The organism is Streptomyces sp. NBC_01092 (genome assembly GCF_045039535.1).
Classification (GTDB): domain Bacteria; phylum Actinomycetota; class Actinomycetes; order Streptomycetales; family Streptomycetaceae; genus Streptomyces.
This window is the reverse complement of sequence record NZ_CP108659.1, coordinates 3,111,532-3,135,788: the sequence shown is the minus strand read 5'-3', so window position 1 is coordinate 3,135,788 and position 24,257 is coordinate 3,111,532. Positions and strand designations below refer to the sequence as shown.

21 protein-coding genes are annotated in these 24,257 nt (G+C 71.8%); 5 read left to right on the top strand and 16 right to left on the bottom strand.

The annotated features are described in order from the left end of the window. Nucleotides 1-13 precede the first annotated feature (13 nt). Nucleotides 14-1,198 (bottom strand): MarP family serine protease, encoded by a 1,185-nt coding sequence (locus OG254_RS14025; RefSeq protein WP_405581320.1) that lies wholly within the window; start codon nt 1,196-1,198, stop codon nt 14-16. Nucleotides 1,199-2,078: 880 nt separating this feature from the next. Between OG254_RS14025 and OG254_RS14020 the strand changes: the two genes are divergently transcribed. Beyond that, on the top strand, nt 2,079-2,771 hold the full coding sequence (locus OG254_RS14020; RefSeq protein WP_405594984.1) for a peptidoglycan recognition protein: 693 nt from the start codon (nt 2,079-2,081) through the stop codon (nt 2,769-2,771). Nucleotides 2,772-2,807: 36 nt separating this feature from the next. Here the strand turns inward: OG254_RS14020 and OG254_RS14015 are convergent, their stop codons facing one another. After that, nucleotides 2,808-3,947, bottom strand: coding sequence for a lipid II:glycine glycyltransferase FemX (locus OG254_RS14015; RefSeq protein ID WP_405581317.1), 1,140 nt, complete (start codon nt 3,945-3,947; stop codon nt 2,808-2,810). A 202-nt stretch (nt 3,948-4,149) separates the two neighbouring features. Between OG254_RS14015 and OG254_RS14010 the strand changes: the two genes are divergently transcribed. Then, nucleotides 4,150-4,359, top strand: coding sequence for a hypothetical protein (locus tag OG254_RS14010; RefSeq protein ID WP_405581314.1), 210 nt, complete (start codon nt 4,150-4,152; stop codon nt 4,357-4,359). Nucleotides 4,360-4,384: 25 nt separating this feature from the next. Here the strand turns inward: OG254_RS14010 and OG254_RS14005 are convergent, their stop codons facing one another. The 8 genes from OG254_RS14005 to OG254_RS13970 form a co-directional block, all read right to left on the bottom strand. After that, entirely contained in the window at nt 4,385-4,903 is a 519-nt protein-coding gene (locus tag OG254_RS14005) for a DUF4240 domain-containing protein (RefSeq protein ID WP_351198851.1), read from the bottom strand. A gap of 56 nt (nt 4,904-4,959) precedes the next feature. Then, nucleotides 4,960-5,949, bottom strand: coding sequence for a helix-turn-helix transcriptional regulator (locus OG254_RS14000; RefSeq protein WP_405581311.1), 990 nt, complete (start codon nt 5,947-5,949; stop codon nt 4,960-4,962). 77 nt (nt 5,950-6,026) lie between these two features. Continuing rightward, nucleotides 6,027-8,732, bottom strand: a complete 2,706-nt coding sequence (gene aceE, locus OG254_RS13995) for a pyruvate dehydrogenase (acetyl-transferring), homodimeric type (protein WP_405581309.1) — start codon at nt 8,730-8,732, stop codon at nt 6,027-6,029. Between the two features lie 311 nt (nt 8,733-9,043). Beyond that, nucleotides 9,044-9,673 carry a GntR family transcriptional regulator gene (locus OG254_RS13990; protein WP_147996426.1) on the bottom strand — a complete coding sequence of 210 codons (630 nt, stop codon included), beginning with the start codon at nt 9,671-9,673 and terminating at the stop codon, nt 9,044-9,046. Nucleotides 9,674-9,884: 211 nt separating this feature from the next. Next, the gene (gene sucB, locus OG254_RS13985) at nt 9,885-11,684 is read right to left on the bottom strand and encodes a 2-oxoglutarate dehydrogenase, E2 component, dihydrolipoamide succinyltransferase (protein WP_405581306.1); all 1,800 of its coding nucleotides are present in this window, start codon (nt 11,682-11,684) and stop codon (nt 9,885-9,887) included. A gap of 60 nt (nt 11,685-11,744) precedes the next feature. Continuing rightward, nucleotides 11,745-13,133 (bottom strand): dihydrolipoyl dehydrogenase, encoded by a 1,389-nt coding sequence (gene lpdA / locus OG254_RS13980; RefSeq protein ID WP_405581303.1) that lies wholly within the window; start codon nt 13,131-13,133, stop codon nt 11,745-11,747. A 243-nt stretch (nt 13,134-13,376) separates the two neighbouring features. Beyond that, nucleotides 13,377-14,915, bottom strand: coding sequence for a leucyl aminopeptidase (locus OG254_RS13975; RefSeq protein ID WP_405581298.1), 1,539 nt, complete (start codon nt 14,913-14,915; stop codon nt 13,377-13,379). Between the two features lie 335 nt (nt 14,916-15,250). After that, complete coding sequence (locus OG254_RS13970) at nt 15,251-16,030, bottom strand: adenosylcobinamide-GDP ribazoletransferase (RefSeq protein ID WP_405594982.1); 780 nt, start codon at nt 16,028-16,030, stop codon at nt 15,251-15,253. Nucleotides 16,031-16,103: 73 nt separating this feature from the next. Here OG254_RS13970 and OG254_RS13965 point away from each other — a divergent pair, with 73 nt between their 5' ends. Further along, a complete protein-coding gene (locus OG254_RS13965) occupies nt 16,104-16,868 on the top strand; it encodes a hypothetical protein (RefSeq protein WP_405581295.1) in 765 nt (254 codons plus the stop codon). Here OG254_RS13965 and OG254_RS13960 read toward each other — a convergent pair. Then, complete coding sequence (locus OG254_RS13960) at nt 16,808-17,512, bottom strand: hypothetical protein (protein WP_405581292.1); 705 nt, start codon at nt 17,510-17,512, stop codon at nt 16,808-16,810. The two genes, OG254_RS13965 and OG254_RS13960, sit on opposite strands and share 61 nt — an antisense overlap. A gap of 101 nt (nt 17,513-17,613) precedes the next feature. Then, complete coding sequence (gene cobT / locus OG254_RS13955; protein WP_405581289.1) at nt 17,614-18,747, bottom strand: nicotinate-nucleotide--dimethylbenzimidazole phosphoribosyltransferase; 1,134 nt, start codon at nt 18,745-18,747, stop codon at nt 17,614-17,616. A 215-nt stretch (nt 18,748-18,962) separates the two neighbouring features. Between cobT and OG254_RS13950 the strand changes: the two genes are divergently transcribed. Further along, nucleotides 18,963-19,787 carry a class I SAM-dependent methyltransferase gene (locus OG254_RS13950; RefSeq protein ID WP_405581286.1) on the top strand — a complete coding sequence of 275 codons (825 nt, stop codon included), beginning with the start codon at nt 18,963-18,965 and terminating at the stop codon, nt 19,785-19,787. A 65-nt stretch (nt 19,788-19,852) separates the two neighbouring features. On the opposite strand, the gene OG254_RS13945 is transcribed toward OG254_RS13950, so the two are convergent. Beyond that, entirely contained in the window at nt 19,853-21,055 is a 1,203-nt protein-coding gene (locus OG254_RS13945) for a bifunctional adenosylcobinamide kinase/adenosylcobinamide-phosphate guanylyltransferase (protein ID WP_405581283.1), read from the bottom strand. A gap of 171 nt (nt 21,056-21,226) precedes the next feature. Between OG254_RS13945 and OG254_RS13940 the strand changes: the two genes are divergently transcribed. Then, complete coding sequence (locus tag OG254_RS13940; protein WP_147996433.1) at nt 21,227-21,436, top strand: hypothetical protein; 210 nt, start codon at nt 21,227-21,229, stop codon at nt 21,434-21,436. A gap of 49 nt (nt 21,437-21,485) precedes the next feature. Here the strand turns inward: OG254_RS13940 and OG254_RS13935 are convergent, their stop codons facing one another. The 3 genes from OG254_RS13935 to OG254_RS13925 form a co-directional block, all read right to left on the bottom strand. Continuing rightward, nucleotides 21,486-22,562 carry a S1C family serine protease gene (locus tag OG254_RS13935; protein WP_405581279.1) on the bottom strand — a complete coding sequence of 359 codons (1,077 nt, stop codon included), beginning with the start codon at nt 22,560-22,562 and terminating at the stop codon, nt 21,486-21,488. Nucleotides 22,563-22,625: 63 nt separating this feature from the next. Next, a complete protein-coding gene (locus OG254_RS13930; RefSeq protein ID WP_405594980.1) occupies nt 22,626-23,369 on the bottom strand; it encodes a class I SAM-dependent methyltransferase in 744 nt (247 codons plus the stop codon). A gap of 80 nt (nt 23,370-23,449) precedes the next feature. After that, nucleotides 23,450-24,094, bottom strand: a complete 645-nt coding sequence (locus tag OG254_RS13925) for a DUF3043 domain-containing protein (protein ID WP_147996435.1) — start codon at nt 24,092-24,094, stop codon at nt 23,450-23,452. Nucleotides 24,095-24,257: the final 163 nt, after the last annotated feature.

The window sequence follows — 24,257 nt, the reverse complement described above, 5'->3', positions numbered from 1 at the left end:
CTCACGAGGTGCCTCACGAAGTGACGAGGTCCCCTGTGTCCACGGGGTCCGTCGCGCTCGCCGCGCGCCTGGCGTCGGCGGCGACCTCGGCCGCCGTCAGGACGTAGCCGGTCTCGTCGTCGGAGGTGGAGCGGGCGAAGACCACGCCGAACACCTTGCCGTCGGTGGTCAGCAGCGGGCCGCCGGAGTTGCCGGGGCGGACGGTGGAGCGGATCGAGTAGATCTCGCGGGTGACGGTGCCGTCGTTGTAGATGTTCTGGCCCGTCGCCCGCACTCGGTTCGCGACCGTCGCCGCCTGGAGGTTCAGGTCGCCGTCCTCCGGATAGCCCGCCACGACGGCCGAGTCGCCGCGGGTGGCGTCGTCGTCGAACCGCAGGACGGGGGCGCGCAGTTCGGGGACGTACAGCACGGCCACGTCCCGCTCCGGGTCGAAGAGCACCACCCGGGACTCGTACGACCGTCCGACGCCGCCGACGCGGACGCCGGGCTCGTCGATGCCGGCCACCACGTGGGCGTTGGTCATCACGTGCTCCGGGGCGTAGACGAAGCCGCTGCCTTCGCGGCCCTGGGTGCCCGCGACGCCCTCGATCTTGACGGTGCTGAGCTTGGCGGCGTTCGTCGCGGCGGACGTGACGCTGTCGCCGGAGGGCTTGGCGACCTCTGCCGTCGACTCGTTCTCGAACGGGTTGAAGACCTGCGGGAAGCCCGCCTCGGTGAGTGCGGAGGTGGCTCGCGAGAACCAGGCGGGAGTCGTGTCCGGCATGGCGTCCTGGACGGTGCCGAGCAGGCGGGAGTCGCGGATCGCGGAGGTGAGCAGCGGGGAGGAGGACGCGGCGAGGACGCTGGCCGCGACCCAGGCCACGATCAGCACGGCCACCGAGTTGGCCACGGCCCCGCCGACGCCGTCGGCGACCCTGAGCGGGCCCCGGTCCAGCTCCCTGCGCAGCCGCAGCGCCAGCCGGCCCGCCAGCTCGTGCCCTGCCACGGCCGGGACCAGCACCGTGAGCACGGCGGTCACGGTCGCCTGCGTCGTACCCGGCGTGACCAGGTCCATCGTCCACGGCAGGATCCATACGCCGATCGCCGCGCCGCCCACGAAACCGGCCAGCGAGACGCAGCCGGCCACCAGGCCGCGACGGTAGCCGGACGCCGCGTAGGCCAGGATCACCAGCAACAGCAGGATGTCGAGCAGGTCCACAGAGCCGCCTTTCCCTAGGACCTCTTAGTACGCGCGGAAAGCCCCCGTTGATCAGCACACACGCACGCGCCGCCCGGAACCGGCCACGCCGCGTACACCTGGAGAAACGCCCCGGACCGGGACGATGGTTCCACTGCGTGTGACACCACACATCGCGGGCGGACGGGATCCGTCGGACAGTAGGACCATGTCTGTCTTCCGACGGGTCACCCGAAGGGTCTTCCGGAGAACACGGGGGAGACGAAGACCTCGCGCCGTACGAATACGTTGGGCTGCGCGGATACCGGGGGTGGGGCGGTCTGCGCGGGACGGGGGTGGGGGCGAGGCCGGTGGGGGTGCGCGGGCTGAGGCGACGCGGGCTGGGCGGCCTGAGGCGGTAACGGCTTTACGGGCCGAGGCGGCGGGGGATTCGGCGGTTACGCGGAGCGAGCCTGCGGGGAGTGCGCGGGCTGGCGCCGAGCGGGCTGCGGCGGATGCGCGGAGGCCGTCCCAGGCGGAGACGGAGAGGTCGGCCGGTGCTCAGCGGTCGGCTCGGGATCGGCGTACGCCGGATGATCCGCAGCCGCGGGAGGGCCAGCGGCTACCCGAGAGCGAGAGGCCGGCCCAAGACCAGCCCTCATCCCACGCCCGCCGGCAGCTGCGGGCCGAGCGGTGGGCTCCGATCCGGCGGCCGCTTCGAACCGGGACCCACGGCCGAGCCGGGGTGCACCGCCGGACCGGGGTGCAAGGTCGAGACGATGGGCCGGGGCGGGGACCGTTGCGGTCTCTTATGGGGTGGCAGGCGCCGGACTGGTGGCGTACCCCTGACGGGGCCAGGGTCTCGGGTGTGCTGGTGGTGGTGCTCGCCTGCGTTCCCGGCCTCGCCGCCGCCCTCGCGCTCATGGTCTGCGCACGCGGCGTCGAGCGGAGTGTTGCCGAGGAGGAGCGGCCTGTTGCGGCTCGGCCCGTGGGGGCCTACAAGGCGGCTCGGCCGGAGATCGTGCCGAGGGCGGCCTGGCTGGACGGGGACGCCCGACGGGCTCAGCCGCCTCCGCGGTACGACGACAAGGTCGTCGCCGTGTTCGTCCACCACACCGACTCGCCCAACGGATACGACTGCGCCGACACGCCCCGCATCATCCGGTACGTGTACGCGGGCCAGACCGGTTCCCGGGACTGGGACGACATCGGCTACAACTTCCTCGTCGACCGGTGCGGCAGGATCTACGAGGGCCGTGCGGGCGGCGTCGACCGGGCCGTCACCGGCGCCCACACCCAGGGCTTCAACCACCGCACCACCGGCATTGCCGCCATCGGCACCTTCACGGCCGGCGTACCCGTCCCCAAGGCCATGACCGACGCCATCGCCGCCATCGCCGCGTGGAAGCTGGGCCTCTCCCAGACGGACCCCCGCGCGAATGCCCGGCTGACCTCCAGCAACAGCCTCAGCCGCTACTCCGCCGGCACCACCACCACGCTCCCGGCCATCGCCGGCCACAACGAGGGCTACATGACGAGCTGCCCCGGCGCGGCCCTCACCGCCCGCCTCCCGGAGATCAGGGAAACGGCCGCGCGACTCCAGGGCAGGCGCTGAGCGCACCTCAGGGCGCTCGGCTGCATCCGCCCGCCCTCACCTGCGCCCCAAATAGACCCCCACCGCCCGCTGCAGCGCCTTCCCCTGGGTGCCCACCGGACGTTCCCACTCCCCGAGGTACTCCACCGCCCGGCCGCCCGCCCCCGTCTTGAACAGGAGTCGGCCGAGCAGTTTGTCCTCCGTGAGGGTGGGGGTGATGGCGCGTAGGTCGTATGTGTGTGCGCCCACCTGCCGGGCGTCCCCCAGCATCCGCCACAACAGCGCGCTGCTGGGCCGCAGTTCCCGGCCCCGGCGTCCGGACGCGGCGTAGGAGTGCCAGACGCGGGAGCCGACGCTGATCATGAGTGCGGCGGAGAGCACCTCACCGTCGTACTCGGCGAGGTAGACCCGCACCCGGTCGCTGTCGACGGCGTTGAGGGCCGCCCACATGCGCTGGAAGTAGACCAGGGGCCGGGCCCGGAAGCCGTCGCGCTCGGCGGTCGCGGTGTACAGCCGGTAGAACTCGGGAAGGTCGGCGGCCGTGCCCCAGGATGCGAGGACCCCCGCCCGCTCGGCGATGCGCAGCGACTGCTCCCAGCGCGGTGCGAGGGCGTCGCGCAGGTCGTCCATCGAGCGGCCCACCAGCGGCACCTGGCAGCCGTAGCGCGGCTGACCGAGGCCGAAACCGCTGCCGTTGCCGTCCGCGCAGCGCCGCCACCCGAGCCGCCCCAGCCGCTCCGCGAGGTCCAGCGCGCGCCCGTCGATGTCGTCCGCGGGCAGGTCGTGCAGACTGCGTACGTCGGGGTCGGCGACCCCCGCCGCGACGGTGTCCGCCTCCCAGTGCCGTACGACGACGGGCGGCCCGATCCGCAGCGAGAACGCCCCGCGACGCTCCACATGGGCGACCAGGGCGTCCAGCCAGCGGTCCACCCGCGGGGCCTGCCAGTCGATCCCCGGCCCGTCCGGGACGTAGGCGAGACAGCGCCGGGTGCCGGGCAGCGGGCGGTACAGGACGAGCGCGGACGCGATCAGGACCTCCCCGGCGGGACCGTCCTCGAACCAGCCGACGCTCTCCGCCCGCCAGTCGGGCTTCACATCGCCCCACTCGGGGATCTGGAGATGGCTCGCGTCGGGGTACAGCCGCAGATGGGCCAGATGGTCCTCGCGTGTGATCTCCCGTACATACGGGCTGGTCATGGGCTGGATGCTCCTGTTCGGGGCGGCCACCGTAAGCCGGAGATCACGCAACGGGTCAAGAGACGGAGAGTGAACCTTCCCGAAAGACCCTCACAGGTTTCTCGTAGCCCGCTCAAGGATGTCCCCGAGACAGCCTCCCTATCGTCATGGACACGCGTCATGGACACGGGTCATGGACACGTACTGACCGGAGGTGGGGATCATGAGCAGCAGCAGCAACAGCATCGGTCACAGCAACAAGCGGGTCTGGACGGTCGTCTGCGCCGTCGCGACCGTCGTCCTGGGGCCGGCCGCCGTCACGGCATCCGCGCTGGACCAGGCCAACAAGGCGCCGATGCACCACGCGGTGAGGGCCGATCAGGCGCAGGCGTACATCCCCTCGGACCCGGGCCGCAGGCGGGCCGTGGCCTGAGCGGGATCGGCGGTCGGCGGTCGGCTCAGTCCTTGAACCGCTCCCACAGCCTGGGGAACCGCTCCGCCAGCACCCGCTCGTTCTCGAAGTCGACCGGCGTGCCCTCCGGTTCCGCGGGCGCGGGCGGGATGCCGAGGTCGGGGGCGACCGTGCCGGTGAGCTGTTCGTAGGCCTCGTCCGCGGCGTAGCCGAGCTCCTCGCCGTCGCCGTCGAACTCCTCGTCGAAGTCGTCCAGCAGGTCGGCCAGCGAGTCGGGGTCGTGCACCCCGCCCTCGTACACCTCGCGGCCCTGGCCGATCAGCCAGCACCGGAAGAAGTCGAACGCGTCGTCGCTGGCCCCGTCCAGCAGGACCCAGGCGGCGCCCCACAGGTCCCAGTTGTACGCGCGGTTGTAGCGGGCCTCGAAGTGACGGGCGAAGTCGAGCACCGCGTCGGGGTCCAGTTGGAGCAGCCTGTCCACGAGCAGGTCGGCCTGCTCCTCGGGGTCACCCTCGGCACCGTCACGGGTGCCGTCCACCAGCTCCCAGAACTCCGTCTCGTCCATCACGGGTCAAGCATCGGCCCTGGGCGGGTGGGGCGCACGTGGAGTGTGGCGGATTGTTATGGGCCGCCGGGTCGAGCGCGGTACAGCTCGGCCAGCCGTATCGCGTCGCTCGCGAACCGCTCCCGCAGCGACCGCGGCGCCAGCACCTCGATCTCCGGTCCGAGCGAGGCGAGCTGGGTGTGGGCGACCTCCTCCGACTCCACCGGCAGCGTCAGTGTCACCCAGCCGTCCCCGCCGGGGGCGCCCGCCGCCTCCAGCGCATCCCGCGCGGACTGCGGATCGAGGGTGTACGGCAGTCTGCGCACCCCGCCCGGGGACACCCGCACCACGACCTCGGCCCGAAGAATGGACCGCGCGAACTGCTCGGCCCGCTCGTCCCAGAAGTCCGGCAGGTCGAACTCGTCGTCCCGCACGAACCGGTCGTCGGCGGCGTCCACGGCGGTGAACCGGTCGATGCGGTACACCCGGTACGACCCGTGCCCGGCGACCCGGGCGCACAGATACCAGACCCCCGCCTTCAGCACGAGCCCGTACGGCTCCAGCTCGCGCTCGGCCTCACTCTCCCCGCGTAGGTACCGGGCCACGATCCGCCGGTCGTCCCACACCGCGTCGGCGACGGCCGGCAGCAGCTCGGGGGTCTTCGGTTCCTTGAACCAGTTCGGGGCGTCCAGATGGAAGCGCTGAGCCGCCGTACGGGAGGCGTCGCGCAGGGAGGGCATCAGCGCGGCGGACACCTTCAGCCGGGCGGCGGACGCCGCGTCCTCCAGTCCCATCTCCCGCAGCGCCCCCGGCACGCCGGAGAGGAACAGCGCCTCGGCCTCGCTCCGCCCGAGCCCGGTCAGCCGGGTCCGGTACCCCCCGATGAGCCGGTAACCCCCGGCCCGCCCCCGATCCGCGTACACCGGGACCCCGGCCTCGGACAGCGCCTGCGCGTCCCGCGTGACGGTCCGCTCGGAGACCTCCAGCTCGCTCGCGAGTTCGGCCGCGGTCATGGAGGGCCGGGACTGAAGAAGCAGCACCATCTTGATGAGCCGGGCAGCACGCATACGGCCATGATGCCGGGGCCCGCTGACAAGGAAGGGGTACGGCCGCAGCCGTACCCCTTCATCGTCGTCACTCGGCCTTACAGGCCGTACTTCTCGCGCGCTTCCTTCACGGCCGTCGCCTTGACCTCGCCGCGCTTCGCGAGCTGGGCCAGGGCCGCGACGACGATCGACTGGGCGTCGACGCCGAAGTGGCGGCGGGCCGCCTCGCGGGTGTCGGAGAGGCCGAAGCCGTCGGCGCCGAGGGAGGAGTAGTCCTGCTCGACCCACTGGGCGATCTGGTCCGGGACCTGGCGCATGTAGTCGGAGACCGCCAGCACCGGGCCCTCGGCACCCTGGAGCGCCTGACGGACGTACGGCGTGCGCTCCTCGCCGCGCAGCAGGGCCGCGTCCGCCTCCAGGGCGTCCCGGCGCAGCTCCGTCCAGGACGTCGCCGACCAGACGTCGGCCGCGACACCCCACTCCTCGGCGAGCAGTTTCTGCGCCGCGAGGGCCCAGTGGATCGCCGTTCCGGAGCCGAGCAGCTGGATGCGCGGGGCGTTCGCCGCCGTCACGGTCACGCCCGCCGACTCCGCCGTGTTGAAGCGGTACAGGCCCTTGACGATGCCCTCGTCCACGCCGTCCACGGCCGGCTTCGCGGGCTGCGGGAGCGGCTCGTTGTAGACGGTCAGGTAGTAGAAGACGTTCTGGTCCTCGCCCGGCGCCGCCTCGCCGTACATCCGGCGCAGACCGTCCTTGACGATCGCCGCGACCTCGTAGGCGAAGGCGGGGTCGTACGTCAGCGCGGCCGGGTTCGTCGCCGCGATCACCGGCGAGTGACCGTCGGCGTGCTGCAGGCCCTCGCCCGTCAGCGTCGTACGGCCCGCCGTCGCGCCGACGAGGAAGCCGCGGCCGAGCTGGTCGCCGAGCTGCCACATCTGGTCGGCGGTGCGCTGCCAGCCGAACATCGAGTAGAAGATGTAGAACGGGATCATCGCCTCGCCGTGGGTGGCGTACGCGGTGGACGCGGCGATGAAGTCGGCCATCGAACCGGCCTCGGTGATCCCCTCGTTGAGGATCTGGCCGTTCTTGGCCTCCTTGTAGTACATCAGCTGGTCACGGTCGACCGGCTCGTACGTCTGGCCCTTGGGGGAGTAGATCCCGAGGGACGGGAAGAGCGACTCCATGCCGAAGGTGCGCGCCTCGTCGGGGACGATCGGCACCCAGCGCTTGCCGGACTCCTTGTCGCGCACCAGGTCCTTGACCAGGCGGACGAAGGCCATGGTGGTGGCCACGTTCTGGGAGCCGGAGCCCTTGTCGAAGGAGGCGAAGGCTTTCTCGGCGGGGGCGGGCAGCGGGGCGAGCGCGTGCGTACGGCGGGCCGGGGCCGGGCCGCCGAGGGCCGCGCGGCGCTCCTGGAGGTAGCGGACCTCGGGGGAGTCGGCGCCCGGGTGGCCGTAGGGGACCTGGCCGTCGACGAACTGGCTGTCCGCGATCGGCAGCTCCAGCAGGTCACGCATCGTCTTGAACTCGTCCACCGTCAGCTTCTTCATCTGGTGGTTGGCGTTCTTCGACGCGAAGCCCTCACCGAGGGTGTGGCCCTTGACCGTCTGGGCCAGGATGACCGTCGGCGCGCCCTTGAACTCGACCGCGGCCTTGTAGGCGGCGTAGACCTTGCGCGCCTCGTGGCCACCGCGGGAGAGGTGGAAGCACTCCAGGATCTTGTCGTCGCTCAGCAGCTTCGCCATCTCGACGAGCGCAGGGTCCTTGCCGAAGAAGTCCTCGCGGATGTAGGCGGCGTCGCGGGTCTGGTACGTCTGCACCTGCGCGTCCGGTACCTCGCGCAGCCGGCGTACCAGCGCGCCGGTGGTGTCGAGCTGGAAGAGCTCGTCCCACGCGGTGCCCCAGAGCGTCTTGACGACGTTCCAGCCGGCGCCGCGGAACTGCGCCTCCAGCTCCTGCACGATCTTGAAGTTCGCGCGGACCGGGCCGTCGAGGCGCTGGAGGTTGCAGTTGATGACGAAGGTCAGGTTGTCCAGGCCCTCGCGGGAGGCAAGTGCGAGTGCCGCCGTGGACTCCGGCTCGTCCATCTCGCCGTCGCCGAGGAAGGCCCAGACGTGGGAGTTCGAGACGTCCTTGATGCCGCGCGCCGTGAGGTAGCGGTTGAAGCGCGCCTGGTAGATCGCCGACAGCGGGCCGAGGCCCATCGACACCGTCGGGAACTCCCACAGCCAGGGCAGCCGGCGCGGGTGCGGGTACGACGGCAGGCCGTCTCCGCCGGATTCCTGGCGGAAGTGGTCGAGGTGCTGCTCGGTCAGCCGGCCGTCGAGGAAGGCGCGGGCGTAGATGCCGGGGGAGGCGTGGCCCTGGATGTAGAGCTGGTCGCCGGACCCGTCGGCCTCCTTGCCCTTGAAGAAGTGGTTGAAGCCGGTCTCGTAGAGCCAGGCCGCGGAGGCGAAGGTGGCGATGTGGCCGCCGACGCCGTATTTGGAGCCGCGGGTCACCATCGCGGCCGCGTTCCAGCGGTTCCACGCGGTGATACGGCGCTCCATCGCCTCGTCACCGGGCGCGGACGGCTCGGCGACGGTCGGGATGGTGTTGACGTAGTCGGTCTCGAGGAGCTTGGGCAGCGCGATGCCGGTGCCCTCGGCCCGCTCCAGCGTGCGGCGCATCAGGTATGCGGCTCGGTGCGGGCCGGCCGCCTTGGCGACCGCGTCCAGTGAGGCCTGCCATTCGGCGGTCTCCTCCGGATCACGGTCGGGGAGCTGGTCGAGCGCGCTCGGCTGGATGGCGTTGGGGTCGGTCATGTCGCCGCCTTCCTCAGTCGAAGGGGGTTCCCTCATCGGTAAGGGTTCTGGGTTGCCCTTGTGTCTTTGGCAGGACAGGGCGGAGGGCCTCGGTGCTGTGACACCATGCGGCTCCGCCGCGCGGCCCGTCGGCGACTTTAACTCGCTGATCGATGATCGATCAAAGGGGGGAGGGCGAAAACCTCTTGATCACGAGAAAGTAGGCACGCGGTGCCTTTCGGACAGGCACCCGGTGCCGCGTTTTTCCAAGGTTTTCGCAGGTGGGGACGCGTATGAGCGGGGTGCCGCTCAACCTGTTCGAGCGGCTTCGCTCAGCGCTCGTGCCGCGGGGCGCAGCCCAGGACGTGGGCCTTGACGATCTCGGCGATCCTCGGGTCCCGGCGCTGGAAGGCCGCCACCAGCTCCTCGTGCTCCTCCGCGTACGACTGCTGCACGGTGCCCAGCCAGCGGATGGACAGGGCCGTGAAGACCTCGATGCCGAGGCCCTCCCAGGTGTGCAGCAGCACCGAGTTGCCCGCCGCGCGGACCATCTCGCGGTGGAAGCCGACGGTGTGCCGCACCTGGGCCGTGCCGTCCGAGTTGCGGTCGGCCTCGTACAGGGCCGTGACGTGCGGATCCAGGGCGGAGCAGTTCTCCGCGAGGCGGTCGGCCGCGAGCTCGGCGGCGATGGCCTCCAGGCCGGCCCGGACCGGGTAGCTCTCCTCCAGGTCGGCGGCCGTCAGGTTCCGGACCCGTACGCCCTTGTTGGGCGCGGACTCGATCAGCCGCAGCGACTCCAGTTCGCGCAGCGCCTCGCGTACGGGTGTCTGGCTGACCTCCAGCTCGGTGGCGATCCGCCGCTCCACGATTCGCTCGCCCGGCTGCCAGCGACCGCTGATGATCCCCTCCAGGATGTGCTCGCGGATCTGTTCGCGCAGCGAGTGGATGACGGGGGCGGTCATGAGGGCTCCTTAGGGCGCGTTGACGTTTAGACAATAAGGCCGTTGCGCTCCGCGGGGGTGGCGCTTGAGGGGGCTTTAGTGCAGGTGAGACGAGACTTACACGGGGTGAGTGGGCCGGGCGCCCCGAGGGGGTCGCGGATGGCCTGCGGCGAAAAGCCGACGCCCCGTCCGGAGGAGCTCCGGACGGGGCGTCGTACTTGCTGATCGGCGATTACAGGCCGAGCTCGACCTCGAACTCGCCCGCCTCCAGGATCGCCTTGACCGCCGTCAGGTAACGGGCCGCGTCGGCGCCGTCCACCAGGCGGTGGTCGTAGGAGAGGGTCAGGTAGGTCATGTCGCGGACGCCGATGACCGTGCCCTCCTCGGTCTCGATGACGGCCGGACGCTTGACCGTGGCACCGATGCCGAGGATCGCGACCTGGCCCGGCGGCACGATGATCGTGTCGAAGAGCGCGCCGCGCGAACCGGTGTTGGAGATGGTGAAGGTCGCGCCGGACAGCTCGTCGGGCGTGATCTTGTTGGCGCGGACCTTGCCGGCCAGCTCCGCCGTGGCCTTCGCGATGCCGGCGATGTTCAGGTCGCCCGCGTGCTTGATGACCGGGGTCATCAGGCCCTTCTCGGAGTCCACCGCGATACCGATGTTCTCGGTGTCGAAGTAGGTGATCGTGCCCTCGGCCTCGTTGATCTTGGCGTTGATGGGCGCGTGCGCCTTCAGCGCCTGGGCCGCGGCCTTGACGAAGAACGGCATCGGGGAGAGCTTGACGCCCTCGCGCGCGGCGAAGGAGTCCTTGGCCTGGCCCCGCAGCCGCATCAGGCGGGTCACGTCGACCTCGACAACCGAGGACAGCTGCGCCTGCTCGTGCAGCGCCTTGACCATGTTGTCGCCGATGACCTTGCGGATGCGCGGCATCTTGACGGTCTGGCCACGGAGGGGGGAGGCCTCCAGGGCCGGCGCCTTCTTGGCGGCCGGGGCAGCGGCGGCAGCGGGCGCCGGAGCGGCGGCTGCGGCCTTCGCGGCCTCGGCGGCGGCGATGACGTCCTGCTTGCGGATACGGCCGCCGACGCCGGTGCCCTTGACGGTGGCCAGGTCGACGCCGTTCTCGGCGGCGAGCTTGCGCACCAGCGGGGTGACGTAGGCGCCCTCGTCGGTCGGCTGGGCGGCGGCCGGAACGGCCGGAGCCGGGGTGACCGGGGCCGGGGTGACCGGGGCCGGGGTGACCGGGGCCGCAGCGGCCGGCGCGGGAGCCGGAGCCGCGGGGGCGACCGGAGCCGGGGCCGCGGGGGCAGCCGGAGCCGCGGGCGCGGCCGGGGCGGCAGGAGCCGGGGGAGCGGCGGCGGGGGCCGGAGCCGCCGGGGCCGGGGCGGCCGCCGGAGCGGCACCCGCGACGCCGATGACGGCCAGCTTGGCGCCGACCTCGGCCGTCTCGTCCTCGCCGACCACGATCTCCAGCAGGGTGCCGGAGGTGGGCGCCGGGATCTCGGTGTCGACCTTGTCCGTCGACACCTCCAGCAGCGGCTCGTCGGCCTCGACGCTGTCGCCGACCGACTTCAGCCAGCGGGTGACGGTGCCCTCGGTGACGGACTCGCCGAGCGCGGGCAGGACCACGTCCGTGCCGGACGCGCCGCCCCCTGCGGGAGAAGAGGGCGCGGCGGCGGGCGCGGCAGCGGGGGCCGGGGCGGCCGGGGCCTCGGCAACCGGCGCCGGGGCGGGCTCGGCGGCCGGGGCCGGAGCCTCGGCGGCGGCCGGAGCCGGAGCGGCAGCGGGGGCACCGGTGCCGTCGTCGATCACGGCCAGCTCGGCGCCGACCTCGACCGTCTCGTCCTCGGCGACCTTGATGGAGGCCAGGACACCGGCGGCGGGGGAGGGGATCTCGGTGTCGACCTTGTCCGTCGACACCTCCAGCAGGGGCTCGTCGGCCTCGACGCGCTCACCCTCGGCCTTCAGCCAACGGGTGACGGTGCCCTCGGTGACGCTCTCGCCGAGCGCCGGAAGGGTTACGGAAACCGCCATGGTTTCGGTTGCTCCTTACGAATTGCGGAAGTCTGAGTCGTCGCGTTCGTCGACCGAGGGTCAGTCGTGCGCGTGCAGCGGCTTGCCCGCCAGGGCCAGGTGGGCCTCGCCGAGCGCCTCGTTCTGGGTCGGGTGGGCGTGGATGAGCTGGGCGACCTCGGCCGGCAGCGCCTCCCAGTTGTAGATCAGCTGGGCCTCGCCGACCTGCTCGCCCATGCGGTCGCCGACCATGTGGACGCCGACCACGGCACCGTCCTTGACCTGGACGAGCTTGATCTCGCCCGCGGTGTTCAGGATCTTGCTCTTGCCGTTGCCCGCCAGGTTGTACTTCAGAGCGACGACCTTGTCCGCGCCGTAGATCTCCTTGGCCTTGGCCTCGGTGATGCCGACGGAGGCGACCTCGGGGTGGCAGTAGGTCACCCGCGGGACACCGTCGTAGTCGATCGGAACCGTCTTCAGACCGGCCAGACGCTCCGCAACCAGGATGCCCTCGGCGAAGCCGACGTGCGCGAGCTGGAGGGTCGGGACGAGGTCACCGACGGCGGAGACGGTCGGGACGTTGGTGCGCATGTACTCGTCGACGAGGACATAGCCGCGGTCCATCGCGACGCCCTGCTCCTCGTAACCGAGACCGGCGGAGACGGGGCCACGGCCCACCGCCACCAGCAGCACCTCGGCCTCGAACTCCTTGCCGTCGGCGAGGGTGACCTTGACGCCGTCGGCGGTGTACTCGGCCTTCTGGAAGAAGGTGCCCAGGTTGAACTTGATGCCGCGCTTGCGGAACGCGCGCTCAAGAAGCTTCGAGCTGCTCTCGTCCTCGACCGGGACGAGGTGCTTCAGGCCCTCGATGACGGTGACGTCGGAGCCGAAGGACTTCCAGGCGGAGGCGAACTCGACGCCGATGACGCCGCCGCCCAGGATGATCGCGGACTTCGGCACGCGGTCCAGGACGAGGGCGTGGTCCGAGGAGATGATGCGGTTGCCGTCGATCTCCAGGCCCGGCAGCGACTTCGGCACGGAGCCGGTCGCCAGCAGGACGTGGCGGCCCTGGACACGCCGGCCGTTCACATCGACGGAGGTCGGGGAGGACAGGCGGCCCTCACCCTCGATGTAGGTCACCTTGCGGGAGGCGACGAGACCCTGAAGGCCCTTGTACAGACCGGAGATCACGCCGTCCTTGTACTTGTGGACCCCGGCGATGTCGATGCCCTCGAAGGTGGCCTTCACACCGAACTGCTCGCTCTCACGAGCCTGGTCGGCGATCTCGCCCGCGTGCAGCAGGGCCTTGGTGGGGATGCAACCCCGGTGCAGGCAGGTGCCGCCGACCTTGTCCTTCTCGATCAGGGCGACGTCCAGGCCCAGCTGTGCCCCGCGCAGGGCCGCGGCGTAACCGCCACTGCCACCGCCGAGGATCACTAGGTCGAAAACGGTGCTGGCGTCGTTCGCCACGTCACGTCCTCCATGCATGTGCGCCGTACGCCGGTCGTCGATGACCGACAGGCGGCTGGTGTCCGGCCGCTCTTTCTTCGGCCCTGTGGTGGGGGCCCTGTCCTGCCGAGCCCCATCTTCGCACTTGTCCACACCGAACGAGACGCCGGGCCGGTGTGTGAGACGCCCCACGTTCAGTTGAGCGCGCATGGAAGAGGGGGCTCCGCCCTACCCGCGCGCGGAGCCCCCTCAAGCACAGCGACCTCAGCCCAGGTCGCCCAAAGCCGTCACCTCGGCCAGCCGGACCAGCGTCCGCACCGCGCTGCCGGTACCACCCTTGGGCGTGTAACCGAAGGGCCCGCCCTCGTTGAACGCGGGGCCCGCGATGTCCAGGTGTGCCCAGGTGATTCCCTCACCGACGAACTCGCGCAGGAAGAGCCCGGCGACCAGTCCGCCGCCCATCCGCTCACCCATGTTGGCGATGTCGGCGGTCGGCGAGTCCATCCCCTTGCGCAGGTGCTCCGGCAGCGGCATCGGCCAGGACGGCTCGCCGACCTCCTCGGCCGCCTCCACGATCGCGTTGCGGAACGCGTCGTCGTTGGCCATGACGCCGAACGTCCGGTTCCCCAGCGCCAGCACCATCGCACCCGTGAGCGTCGCGACGTCGACGATCGCGTCCGGCTTCTCCTGCGAGGCCGCCCACAGGGCGTCCGCCAGCACCAGCCGCCCCTCGGCGTCGGTGTTGAGCACCTCCACGGTCTTGCCGCTCAACATGCGCAGCACGTCACCGGGGCGCACCGCGGTCCCCGACGGCATGTTCTCGGCGAGCGCCAGCCAGCCGGTGATGTTCACCTGAAGGCCGAGCCGCGCGGCGGCGACGACGGCGGCGAACACGGCGGCCGCGCCGCTCATGTCGCACTTCATCGTCTCGTTGTGCCCGGCCGGCTTCAGCGAGATGCCGCCCGAGTCATAGGTGATGCCCTTGCCGACGAGGGCGAGGTGCTTGCTCGCCTTGGAGTGCGTGTACGACAGCTTCACCAGCCGCGGGGTGGCGGCCGAGCCGGAGCCGACGCCGAGGATGCCGCCGTAGCCGCCCTTGGTGAGGGCCTTCTCGTCGAGCACCTGCACCTTGATGCCGTGTTCCTTGCCCGCGGCCGAGGCGACCGCGGCGAAGGACTCCGGGGTGAGGTCGTTCGGCGGGGTGTTGATCAGGTCGCGGGCGCGGTTGAGCTCCTCGGCGACGGCGGTGGCGCGCTCGATCGCCGCCTTGTGCTCCTTGTCGCGGGGCTTGCCGCCGAGCAGCGCGGCCTCGGCGAGGGGGGCCTTGCCGTTCTTCTTGCCCTGGGTGCCGCCGGCGTCCTTGCCGTTGTCCTTGTAGACGTCGAAGGCGTACGCCCCGAGCAGCACGCCCTCGGCGACGGCGCCGATGTCGCCGGAGTCGGCCAGGGGCAGCGCGAACGCGGCCTTCTTGGAGCCGGCGAGGGCGCGGGCCGCGACACCGCCGGCCCTGCGCAGCGCCTCGCCGTCGTACTCGGCATCCTTCGCGGGCTTGGCGCCCAGCCCCACCGCCAGCACGAGCGGAGCCTTGAAGCCGGCGGGTGCGGGCAGCTTCGTCACCTCGCCCTCGGCGCCGGAGGCACCGAGGGTCTCCAGGACGCCGGCGAGCTTGCCGTCGTATGCCTTGTCCACGGCCTCGGCGCCAGGTGCGACGACCGGGCCCTTGGCGCCCTTGGCGACACCGATCACGATCGCGTCGGCCCGCAGGCCGGGCGCCGCGGCGGTGCTGAGAGTGAGAGCAGTCACGGTGGTGAAATCTCGCTTCCGATGTGAAGTTGCGATGGCCGATGGTGTGGGTCGACCGGGCCCAGGAGATTGCCGACCGACCCTAGTTCCGACCTAGGCGTGCAGTGGCAGCGGGGCCTTCCCCGGTACGGCGAACACTCGGGACGAGCCTACGCTCGTGTGAGCGTTCGCTCATTCCTACGGGCGTTCACCTGTGGATGGCGTCGCGGCCATTCCTTGATTTCCAGGCGCACAGTTGCGGCGAAATAGCAGAGAACCTGCGGAAATCGCCCAATGCGGCAAGCGAACGCGGCAAGCGGACGGCTCGCCGGAACCAGACGTGAGCGGCGCCGGTGTCAGCCCAGGGACAGCACGACGAGTGCCGTAGTCGCCGCCGTCTCGGCGAGGCCGCCGAAGACATCGCCGGTGACGCCGCCGAAGCGGCGCACGCAGTGCCGCAGGAGCAGTTCGGCGCCGGCGAGCGCCACGAGGACTGCCAGGGCGGTGCGGACGATGTCGTCCCTCCCGAGCAGCGCGCCCGCCGCGGCGGCAACGCCGGTCACGGCCAGGGCGACGGCCACCGCACCCCGTACCGGAACCACCCCGGCCACCGCCGCCCCCAATCCCTCCGGCCGGGCCGCCGGTACGCCGGTGCGGGCGGCGAGGGTGAGGGCGAGGCGGGCGGCGACGGCCGCGACGACGGTGGCGAGGGCGCCCCGGGCCCAGGAGTCGTCGTACAGCTGCGACAGCGCGGCCACCTGCGCGAACAGGACGAAGACGAGCGTGATGACGCCGAACGGCCCGATGTCCGACTGCTTCATGATCCGCAGCGCGTCCTCGGCCGGCTTGCCGCTGCCGAGCCCGTCGGCGGTGTCGGCGAGCCCGTCGAGATGCAGCCCGCGCGTGAGGACGGCGGGGACGGCGGCGGCCGCGACGGCGGCCAGGAGAGGGGCGGCGCCGAGGAACAGCAGTACCAGCGCGAGTACGGCGGAGCCGCAGCCGATGACCACCCCCACCAGCGGGGCGCAGAGCATCCCGCCGCGTGCCGCCTCCCGGTCCCACCGGCTCACCTTGACGGGGAGCACGCTCAGGGTGCCGAAGGCGAAGCGGAGGCCGTGCAGGGGCGGGTGGGTCATGGACACGCCCGCAGAGTAGCCCGGACGTCGCCGCCGCCAGGCGGCCCACCCCTGCCGGGAAGACACTGAGGGCATGGCTGACTGGTGGCAGCGCAACATCATCGAGCCGGGCAAGCTCCCGTTGCTCCTCGCCCTGACCGCCTTTGTCGTCACCTTCGTCGTCACCCGCGTCATCACCCGCATGATCCGCGCGGGCAAAGGGCCCTTCCGCAACATCGAGACCGGCGCCGTCCACATCCACCACGTCGTCCCCGGAATCGTCCTCACGATCATCGGCGGCTTCTGCGCGGTCGCCGGCGGGCAGCGCGGCTTCGGCTCGGCGGTGGCCGGCGTGGTCTTCGGGATCGGCGCGGGCCTGGTCATGGACGAGTTCGCGCTGATCCTGCACCTCGACGACGTCTACTGGACGGAGGACGGCCGCAAGAGCGTCGAGGTGGTCGTGCTCACCGCCGCCCTGGCCGGCCTGCTCCTCCTCGGCTTCGCGCCCTTCGGGGTCAACGACCTCAACGACGACGATCTCCAGAACCGCGGGTCGGTGATCAGTACCGTCCTCTTCAACTTCCTCTTCGCCCTGATCGCCCTCGCCAAGGGCAAGGCCCGTATCGCGATCTTCGGGGTGATCATCCCCTTCATCGCCCTGTTCGGCGCGATCCGGCTGGCCCGTCCCACCTCCCCCTGGGCGAAGCGCTTCTACCGTCGCCGTCCGCGCGCCCGCGCCAAGTCCCAGCTGCGCGCCTACCACCACGACCGGCGCTGGGCGGGCCCCAGCCGCAGACTTCAGGACTGGATCGGCGGCGCGCCCGACGTGGATCCGGCGCGGGCCCTGGAACGCCGCTGACGCACCGTCGCCACCGCGCACAGCACCAGCACCGCCGCGATGGCGGCGAGGTGCTCCTTCCCGGCGAGGTTCGCCTTCAGCGCGACCTCGACGATCATCGCCGCGATCACCACGCCGGCCGTGACGTACGCCCCGTAACGCCACCCGAGGAACACGGCCAGCCCGACGACCGCGGCCGACGGGCCCGTGTCCACGACCCGCGCGTCCGAGGCGGGCAGTCCGAACGGGTTGTCCGGGCCGAGTGCGATGCCCACGCGCGCGTACAGGGTTCCGGCGAGGGTCGCGACGTAGGCGACGACCAGCGTGCGCCACCAGCCCAGACACATCTCGGCGATCCCGAACGCGAGCAGGACCTGCGCGAGCGCACCCCACACCGGCAGATCGAGGGCGGGCACGAACAGCGACAGCGGCGTCCGCAGAAGCGCCAGCCACAGCGGATCCTCGGCCCGTACGGCCCCGAGATCCTGGACGACCCGATACCCCCAGGACTGGTTCTGCACGACCTGCGTGATCCCGGTCAGACACACGGCCCCGACGGTCATGGGCGCCGCCCGCCACCGCCGCTCGACCACGGCCCCCCGCACGGCGAGGTACAACGCCCCCCACTCCGCACAGGCCCAGCGACCGAGGGTGTCAACTGTCACAAGAAGTGATCATATGTCCACCCTCGTCCCTCGTCCTGAGACCGGCTCCTCCCGCTGCCGGCCCCGGCCGGGACCCTCTACACGGCCTCGGACGAACCGGACTACTCGACGTCCGACGACTCGACGTCCAGAGCCTCGGCGTCCGACGTCTCGGCGTCCGACGACTCGGAGTCCGACGACTCGGAGTCCTTCGGCTTCTCCGGCAGTTCCGCGGCCAGTGCCGCCGCCGCCTGGACTGTCGGGAGCGCCAGCAGACCTCCGGCACCCTCCCCGACCTTCACGCCCTGGTCGAGCACCGGCTCCAGGGCCATGCGGTCCAGCGCCTTCGCCTGCCCGGGCTCCCCGCTGTTGTGCGCGGCCAGCCACCAGTCCGGCGCCCGGAACGCGATCCGCTGGCCCACCAGCGCGCACGCGGCCACCACGACCCCGTCCAGCACCACCGGCAGCTTGCGCACCGCGCTCTGCAGCAGGAACCCGGTGATCGCGGCGAGGTCGGCCCCGCCCACCGTCGCGAGCAGTTGGAGCTGGTCCCCGAGCACGGGCCGGGCCCGCCGCAGCGCGTCCCGGATCGCCGCGCACTTGCGCATCCACATGAGGTCGTCGATGGCGAGTCCGCCCCGCCCGGTCACCACGGAAGCGTCGGTCCCGCACAGCGCGGCGACCAGCACCCCCGCCGCCGTGGTCCCGCCGACGCTCACATCGCCGAGCACCACCAGATCCGTACCGGAGTCGGCCTCGGCGTCGGCCACCGCGACCCCGGCCAGGAAGGCCGCCTCGGCCTCATCGAGCGTCAGCGCGTCCTCGATGTCGATACGGCCGCTGCCCCGCCGCACCCGATGCCGTACGACCGCCTCCGGCAGCGACTCCGGGTCGCAGTCCAGCGCCATGTCGACGATCCGCACCGGAACCCCGAGCCGCCGTGCGAGCACGGACACGGGCCGGCCGCCCTCCAGGATCTCGCGCACCAACTCCGAGGCGCCGCCCGCGGGCCGCGCCGACACGCCCAGCTCCGCGATGCCGTGGTCACCGGCGAACAGCACGACCCGCGGCTGTTCGATCGGCCGCACCGGCACCGCGGACTGCGCCGCCGCCAGCCACTCGCCCAGTTCGTCGAGGCGGCCCAGCGCCCCGGGCGGCACGATCTGACGCTCACGGCGCGCCTCGGCGTCACGGCGCACCCCTCCGTCGGGGCGCTCGATCAGGTCGGAGAAGTCGTCGAGATTAAGCGAGCTCATTCGCCGAACAGTACCGGCACCGGTCGAACAGAACGGCGCCACATGGCCACCACGGGCTGCGCCACGTCACCCCCTTATCCGTGCGACGTCGTTGCACCCTAGATCGCCATCCCATACGTTCCGTTTTGCAGTGGATTGTCGGGGCATGCTCGCACCGTCTCGCACCGCCCTCGCCGTACGCCCCTCTCGTACGCCCCCACGCCCGGGAGCCGCACATGAACGCGACCGCACGCTCCGAACGCCCCCGCGCCGACTGCGCGTTCACCCCCGCCGGGTGCCGGGAGCACACCTACGTCCCCCGCCACCTGGGGCTCACGCGGCGCGGCCCGCGCCGGCTGCGCGCCGCGGCCCGTCTGGCACTCGCCTTCCCCGAGCCGGAGGGCTGGCTGGATGTGGGCACGGGTTATGCCCGTTTCCCGGAAACCGCGAAGGGCGTCTTCCCGTACACGTCGTTCGACGGCCTGGACCCGACCTACCGCGTCCTGCACGGCCGCGTCGCCGAGCGGGTGGAGGAGGCCCACGTCGGCAGCCTCACCGACCCTCGCATCACGTCTCGCCTGCGTGCCCGCTACGACATCGTCAGCATGTTCCGCCACCTGGAACACGCCCGCGACCCCCGCGAGGAACTCCGCGCCGCCCTCACGGTCCTGCGCCCGGGCGGCCACCTCCTCCTCGAACTGCCCAACCCACGCTGCCTGTTCGCCACACTGCTCGGCAGACTCTGGGTCCCGCACAGCCCTCCGGGCCATCTGCACCTGATGCCCATGGAGACCCTCTGTGAGGAACTGCAGGCCCAGGGCTGCACGGTCGTCCACACGGACCACCACACCGCGCACATCCCTTACGACCTGGCGGCCGCGACCTCACTGGTGCTCTCGTACCTGCTGCCGTCGCTGCTGTCGCCTCTGGGCTCCCCCCTGGTGGCCGTCGCCTGGACCCTGGACCACCTCCTGGCCCCGTTCCTACGAGCCACCCGCTTCTCGAACGCCTACCGGGTCATCGCCCGCAAGGAGACCCCGGTCACTGAAGCGCCCCGATAGGGGCGCGGGGAACTGCGCGACAAGCCACGACGGACCCGCAGACGCACCAGTACAAACCGCGGCACTCACCCGCGAAGCACCACCGCCTGCCCCGCCACCACCAAAACAACCTGCTCACACTCACCCGCAAACGCAGCGTTCAACCGCCCGAGCTCATCCCGGTACCGCCGCCCGGACGCCGTGGCCGGCACAATCCCCGACCCCACCTCATTGGACACGGCAACAACGGTCCGCCGAGTGGCCCGCACCGCCTCCGTCAGCTCGCGCACGCGATCCCGCAGAGCCCGCTCCCCGCCGTCCGCCCACACCGCGTCGTCCCACGCCCCGACGGAGTCCATCGCGTCCGTCAGCCACAGCGACAGACAGTCGATGAGCAACGGCGCCCCGTCCTCGGCCAACAGCGGAGCCAAGTCGCACGTCTCCGCCGTACGCCACGACCCCGGCCGCCGCTCCCGGTGCACGGCGACCCGCGTCGCCCACTCGTTGTCCCCGCTCCGGGTGCCCCCGGTCGCGACGTACAGCACATCCGGGAAGGACTCCAGCCGCCGCTCCGCCTCGACCGACTTCCCCGACCGGGCGCCGCCCACCACCAGGGTCCGGCGCGGCACGTCCGGCACGTCCTCGTACGCCCCCACCACCAGCGTCGTCCCGTCCGGCACGGCCCGTGCCCCCGCCGCGGCCAGCCGCCGCCGCAGCTCGGCGCCCGGCGCGGCGTCATGGTCCAGATGCACGGCGATGACGTCCGTCGTCGGCCCGACGGCGCCCACCGCCCGCAGCTTGGCCAGGGCGTCCGGCCGTCCCACCACGTCGGCGACGACCATGTCGTACATCCCGCCGGCCCCGTTCTCCAGCCCGGCCGGCGCACCCCCCGGCGGCAGATACAGCAGACGCTGCCCGTCCGGCCCCGTCACCGCGTACCCCGTGCCCGGCGCGTCCATCGCCACCGCCCGCACCCGATGCCCCGTCAGCAGCGCCAACTCCCGCCCGTCCGGCACCCGCCCGGGCTGCGGCAGCCCGGCCGGCACCTCGACGGCGGGCCCGTCGTGCGGATGCGACAGCAGCACCTGCCGTACGGTCCCCAGCGAACGCCCGGCCCGCGCCGCCGCGAACGCCGCCCCGGGCGTCAGATCCAGCAGCAGCGCCCCGTCCACGAGCAGCGCGGTGGCCGCCCGCGCGTCATCACCGAGCGCACTGGCACACGCCGCGCACGGACAGTCGGGGCGGGGGAGTCCCGCGGGGGCACCGGTGCCGAGGAGAGTCAGTTCCACGCCCCGATTTTCGCCGGTCACCGCCGATCTTGCGCGCGCGAGGCCCCTTCGGGGGCGCGCGGCGGTGACATCGGCGGCTGTGCGGCGGGGCGAGCGGCCCCCACCGAGCAGCAGACGCACACGAACCGCATACGCTGTTGCACTCAACGTGCTGACACCTTGGAGGCGTACATGGCGGCATGGACGTGGCGGTTCGAGAAGGCCGACGGGGCGGAGGTCCAGCCCGCGGTGCAGCCCGAGGAGTTCACCACCCAGGGCGACGCCGAGTCCTGGATCGGGGAGCACTGGAAGGCACTTCAGGAGGGCGGCGCGGACCAGGTGCGGCTGTTCGAGGACGCCACGCAGATCTACGGCCCGATGAGCCTGCACGCCGAGGCCTGACCGGACGGGGGGCGAGGGACGTGTCCCTTCGCGGATCCCTTCGCCCCCGTCACTGCTCGCCCAACGTGACATCCACCTTCTTGTCGTCGCCGTCACGGCTGTACGTCACGGTGGTCCGGTCACCCGGCTTGTCGCCGGCCAGCGCCTCGGACAGCGAGGTGATGGTGGTGATCTCCGTATCCCCCAGCCGGGTGATGATGTCCCCGGGCTCCAGACCGGCCTTGTCGGCCGCTGAGCCGTCCTGCACCTCGACGACGGCCACGCCAGCCGCCTGGTAGTCGTCGTCCACGACCGTGCGGCCGGTGATGCCGAGCGCCGCCCGGCCCGAGTCGGTGACCCGGCCGTCCTCGATGATCTGGTCGGCGATCTTCTGCACCGTCGACGACGGGATCGCGAACCCGATGCCCGGCGCCGCGCTGTCCCCGACGTCCGGGTCGACGGCGGCGAGGGTCGGGACGCCGATGACCTCGCTGTCGAGGTTCACCAGGGCGCCGCCGCTGTTGCCGGGGTTGATGTCCGCCGACGTCTGCACCATGTTCGCGATCGTCGCGCCCGTGCCGCCCTCGCCGCCCTCGGTGACGGTCCGTCCGGTCGCCGAGACGATGCCCTGCGTCACACTGGACGACAGCCCCAGCGGCGAGCCCATGGCCAGCACGATCTGCCCGACCTGGATCTTCGAGGAGTCCGCGAACTTCGCCCCCTTCAGCCCGTCCGGCGGGTCGTCCAGCTTGACGACGGCGAGGTCCTGCTGCGGGTACGAGGAGACGAGCTGGGCGGTGAGTTCCTTCTCGCTGTTGGCGGTCGTCACGCGGAAGCTCTTCTCGTCCCCGACGACATGCGCGTTGGTGACGATGTGCCCGTCCCCGTCGTAGACCACGCCCGATCCGAGGTCACGCCTGCCCTGGATCTGCACGACCGACGGCAACACGTCCTTGATCACCTTCAGATAGCCGTCCTGAAGGTCATCGACCGCCCGGACCGCCTTCGGCACGGCGGCCTGGGTCGTCGAGTCCTCCTCCTCGCGCGTGGACGAGGAGGACGAACAGGCGCCGAGGAGGCCGAGCAAGAACAGGAGGGCGAGGACCACGACGGCCGGACGCCGGGTACGCAAACGGCGAGCATCCATGCCCCGAGTCTCACCGCCGGGCATGCGCCCGGCGCGTGCTGCTCACCCGAACGGGAAACGGGATCAGCCGCGCACTCCGCACAGATGCAGCAGCGCCGCCACGCTCCGATAGGGATCGGTCTTCCCGGCGCGTTCCTCGACCGCCAGCAACGTCCCGACGTCCGCCGGGATCTGCGCCTCGTCCTTTGCCGTGTCGGTGAACACCCGCACCCCGTACCAGGTGTGCAGCGGCGCCCCGATGCCCGCGAGCGTCGCCGTCAGGTCCGACAGCCGGTCGGCCCGAACGTCGGTCCCGGGCCGGACGGGGCCCTCGCCGTCGTCCGACGTCGTACGGGGATGGGGCAGGTGGGCGGTGGTGTCGAAGGCGGACAGCGCGCCGGCCCAGTCCCCGGACAGCCCGGGGCGCATGGCGAGCGCGTCGCCGTTGCACACGAGCAGCGACAGCAGTCCGCCGGGGGCGAGCATCCGGGCCAGCCCAGCCAGCATCGGGTCGGGCTCCTCGATGTGCATCAGCACGCCGTGGCACAGCACGACGTCGAAGCTGCCCGGCAGAAAGTGGACGCCGGTGTCCCGCCCATCGCTCTCGACGAGCCGCACCCGCTCCCGGATCCCCTCCGGCTCGCCGGCCAGCTCCTCGCGGGCCGCGGCGATCAGCTTCGCGTCCTGCTCGACGCCGGTCACCTGGTGCCCGGCCCGGGCCAGCCGCAGCGCCTGCGCGCCCCGGCCCATCCCCACGTCGAGCACCCGCAGCCGCTGCCCGACCGGGAACCGCCCGCCTATCTGCTCGTCGAGCTGCCGGGCGACCAGCTCCTGTCGTACGACTTCACTGGGCCCGCCCGGCCCGCTGAGCCGGGCTTCGGCCACGCCCTCGGGGAAAGCCGCAGCGCTCAGGGCCGCTCTCCGCGCTTGACCTGCGGCTTCGGCAGCCGGAGCCGGCGCATCTGGAGAGAGCGCATCAGCGCGTAGGCGACGGCGCCGCGCTTGTTCTCGTCGGGGAAGCGCTCGGCGAACCGCTTCTTCAGCCGGAAGCCGGTCACGACCGAGTCCAGCACGATCAGGACGATCACGATCAGCCACAGCAGCAGCGCGATGTTCTGCAACGCGGGCACCTGCACCAGGCTCAGCACGAGGATGACCACGGCCATCGGCAGGAAGAACTCCGCGATGTTGAAGCGCGAGTCGATGAAGTCACGCGCGAACTTGCGGACCGGGCCCTTGTCGCGGGCCGGCAGATACCGCTCGTCGCCCCCGGCCAGCGCCTGGCGCTGCTTCTCCAGGGCGGCCCGGCGCTCCTCGCGCCCGCGCTTGGCGGCATCCTTACGCGTCATCGACGTGTTGGCCACGCTGCGACGCTGCGACTGGGCCGCATTGCGCTTGGGCGTGGGGCGGCCCTTGGGGGCCTCGGGGTGACGGGTCTCGTTGGAGTCGGTCACCAGCGCCTTGTCGGCGGCTTGGGCCTTCTCATCCTTGGCACGGCTACGGAACACAAAACCCAAGGGTACGGGGTGGCCGGGGTTGGACCCCAGCCCCATGGGGAACGATCCGGCAACACCAGTCGTCGTAGGGGGACAGAGGGACGTTGCAAACGGATCTTCCGATGGCCACGGGGGAGGCACGTGGGCGGCACCGGGTGGGCACCCGGGAGTCACCTACTCCTTACGCCGGAGCAGGAGCGTAGGCAGTCGTCCTTGGGGA

Coding starts and splice junctions, on each gene's coding strand:
- sucB (WP_405581306.1), bottom strand. CDS start 11,684: ATGGCGGTTTCCGTAACCCTTCCGGCGCTCGGCGAGAGCGTCACCGAG.
- OG254_RS13965 (WP_405581295.1), top strand. CDS start 16,104: ATGGCTGACTGGTGGCAGCGCAACATCATCGAGCCGGGCAAGCTCCCG.
- OG254_RS14000 (WP_405581311.1), bottom strand. CDS start 5,949: ATGCGTGCTGCCCGGCTCATCAAGATGGTGCTGCTTCTTCAGTCCCGG.
- OG254_RS14005 (WP_351198851.1), bottom strand. CDS start 4,903: ATGGACGAGACGGAGTTCTGGGAGCTGGTGGACGGCACCCGTGACGGT.
- OG254_RS13940 (WP_147996433.1), top strand. CDS start 21,227: ATGGCGGCATGGACGTGGCGGTTCGAGAAGGCCGACGGGGCGGAGGTC.
- OG254_RS14010 (WP_405581314.1), top strand. CDS start 4,150: ATGAGCAGCAGCAGCAACAGCATCGGTCACAGCAACAAGCGGGTCTGG.
- OG254_RS14020 (WP_405594984.1), top strand. CDS start 2,079: ATGGTCTGCGCACGCGGCGTCGAGCGGAGTGTTGCCGAGGAGGAGCGG.
- OG254_RS13950 (WP_405581286.1), top strand. CDS start 18,963: ATGAACGCGACCGCACGCTCCGAACGCCCCCGCGCCGACTGCGCGTTC.
- OG254_RS13925 (WP_147996435.1), bottom strand. CDS start 24,094: ATGGGGCTGGGGTCCAACCCCGGCCACCCCGTACCCTTGGGTTTTGTG.
- OG254_RS13990 (WP_147996426.1), bottom strand. CDS start 9,673: ATGACCGCCCCCGTCATCCACTCGCTGCGCGAACAGATCCGCGAGCAC.
- OG254_RS13970 (WP_405594982.1), bottom strand. CDS start 16,030: ATGACCCACCCGCCCCTGCACGGCCTCCGCTTCGCCTTCGGCACCCTG.
- cobT (WP_405581289.1), bottom strand. CDS start 18,747: ATGAGCTCGCTTAATCTCGACGACTTCTCCGACCTGATCGAGCGCCCC.
- OG254_RS14015 (WP_405581317.1), bottom strand. CDS start 3,947: ATGACCAGCCCGTATGTACGGGAGATCACACGCGAGGACCATCTGGCC.
- aceE (WP_405581309.1), bottom strand. CDS start 8,732: ATGACCGACCCCAACGCCATCCAGCCGAGCGCGCTCGACCAGCTCCCC.
- OG254_RS13935 (WP_405581279.1), bottom strand. CDS start 22,562: ATGGATGCTCGCCGTTTGCGTACCCGGCGTCCGGCCGTCGTGGTCCTC.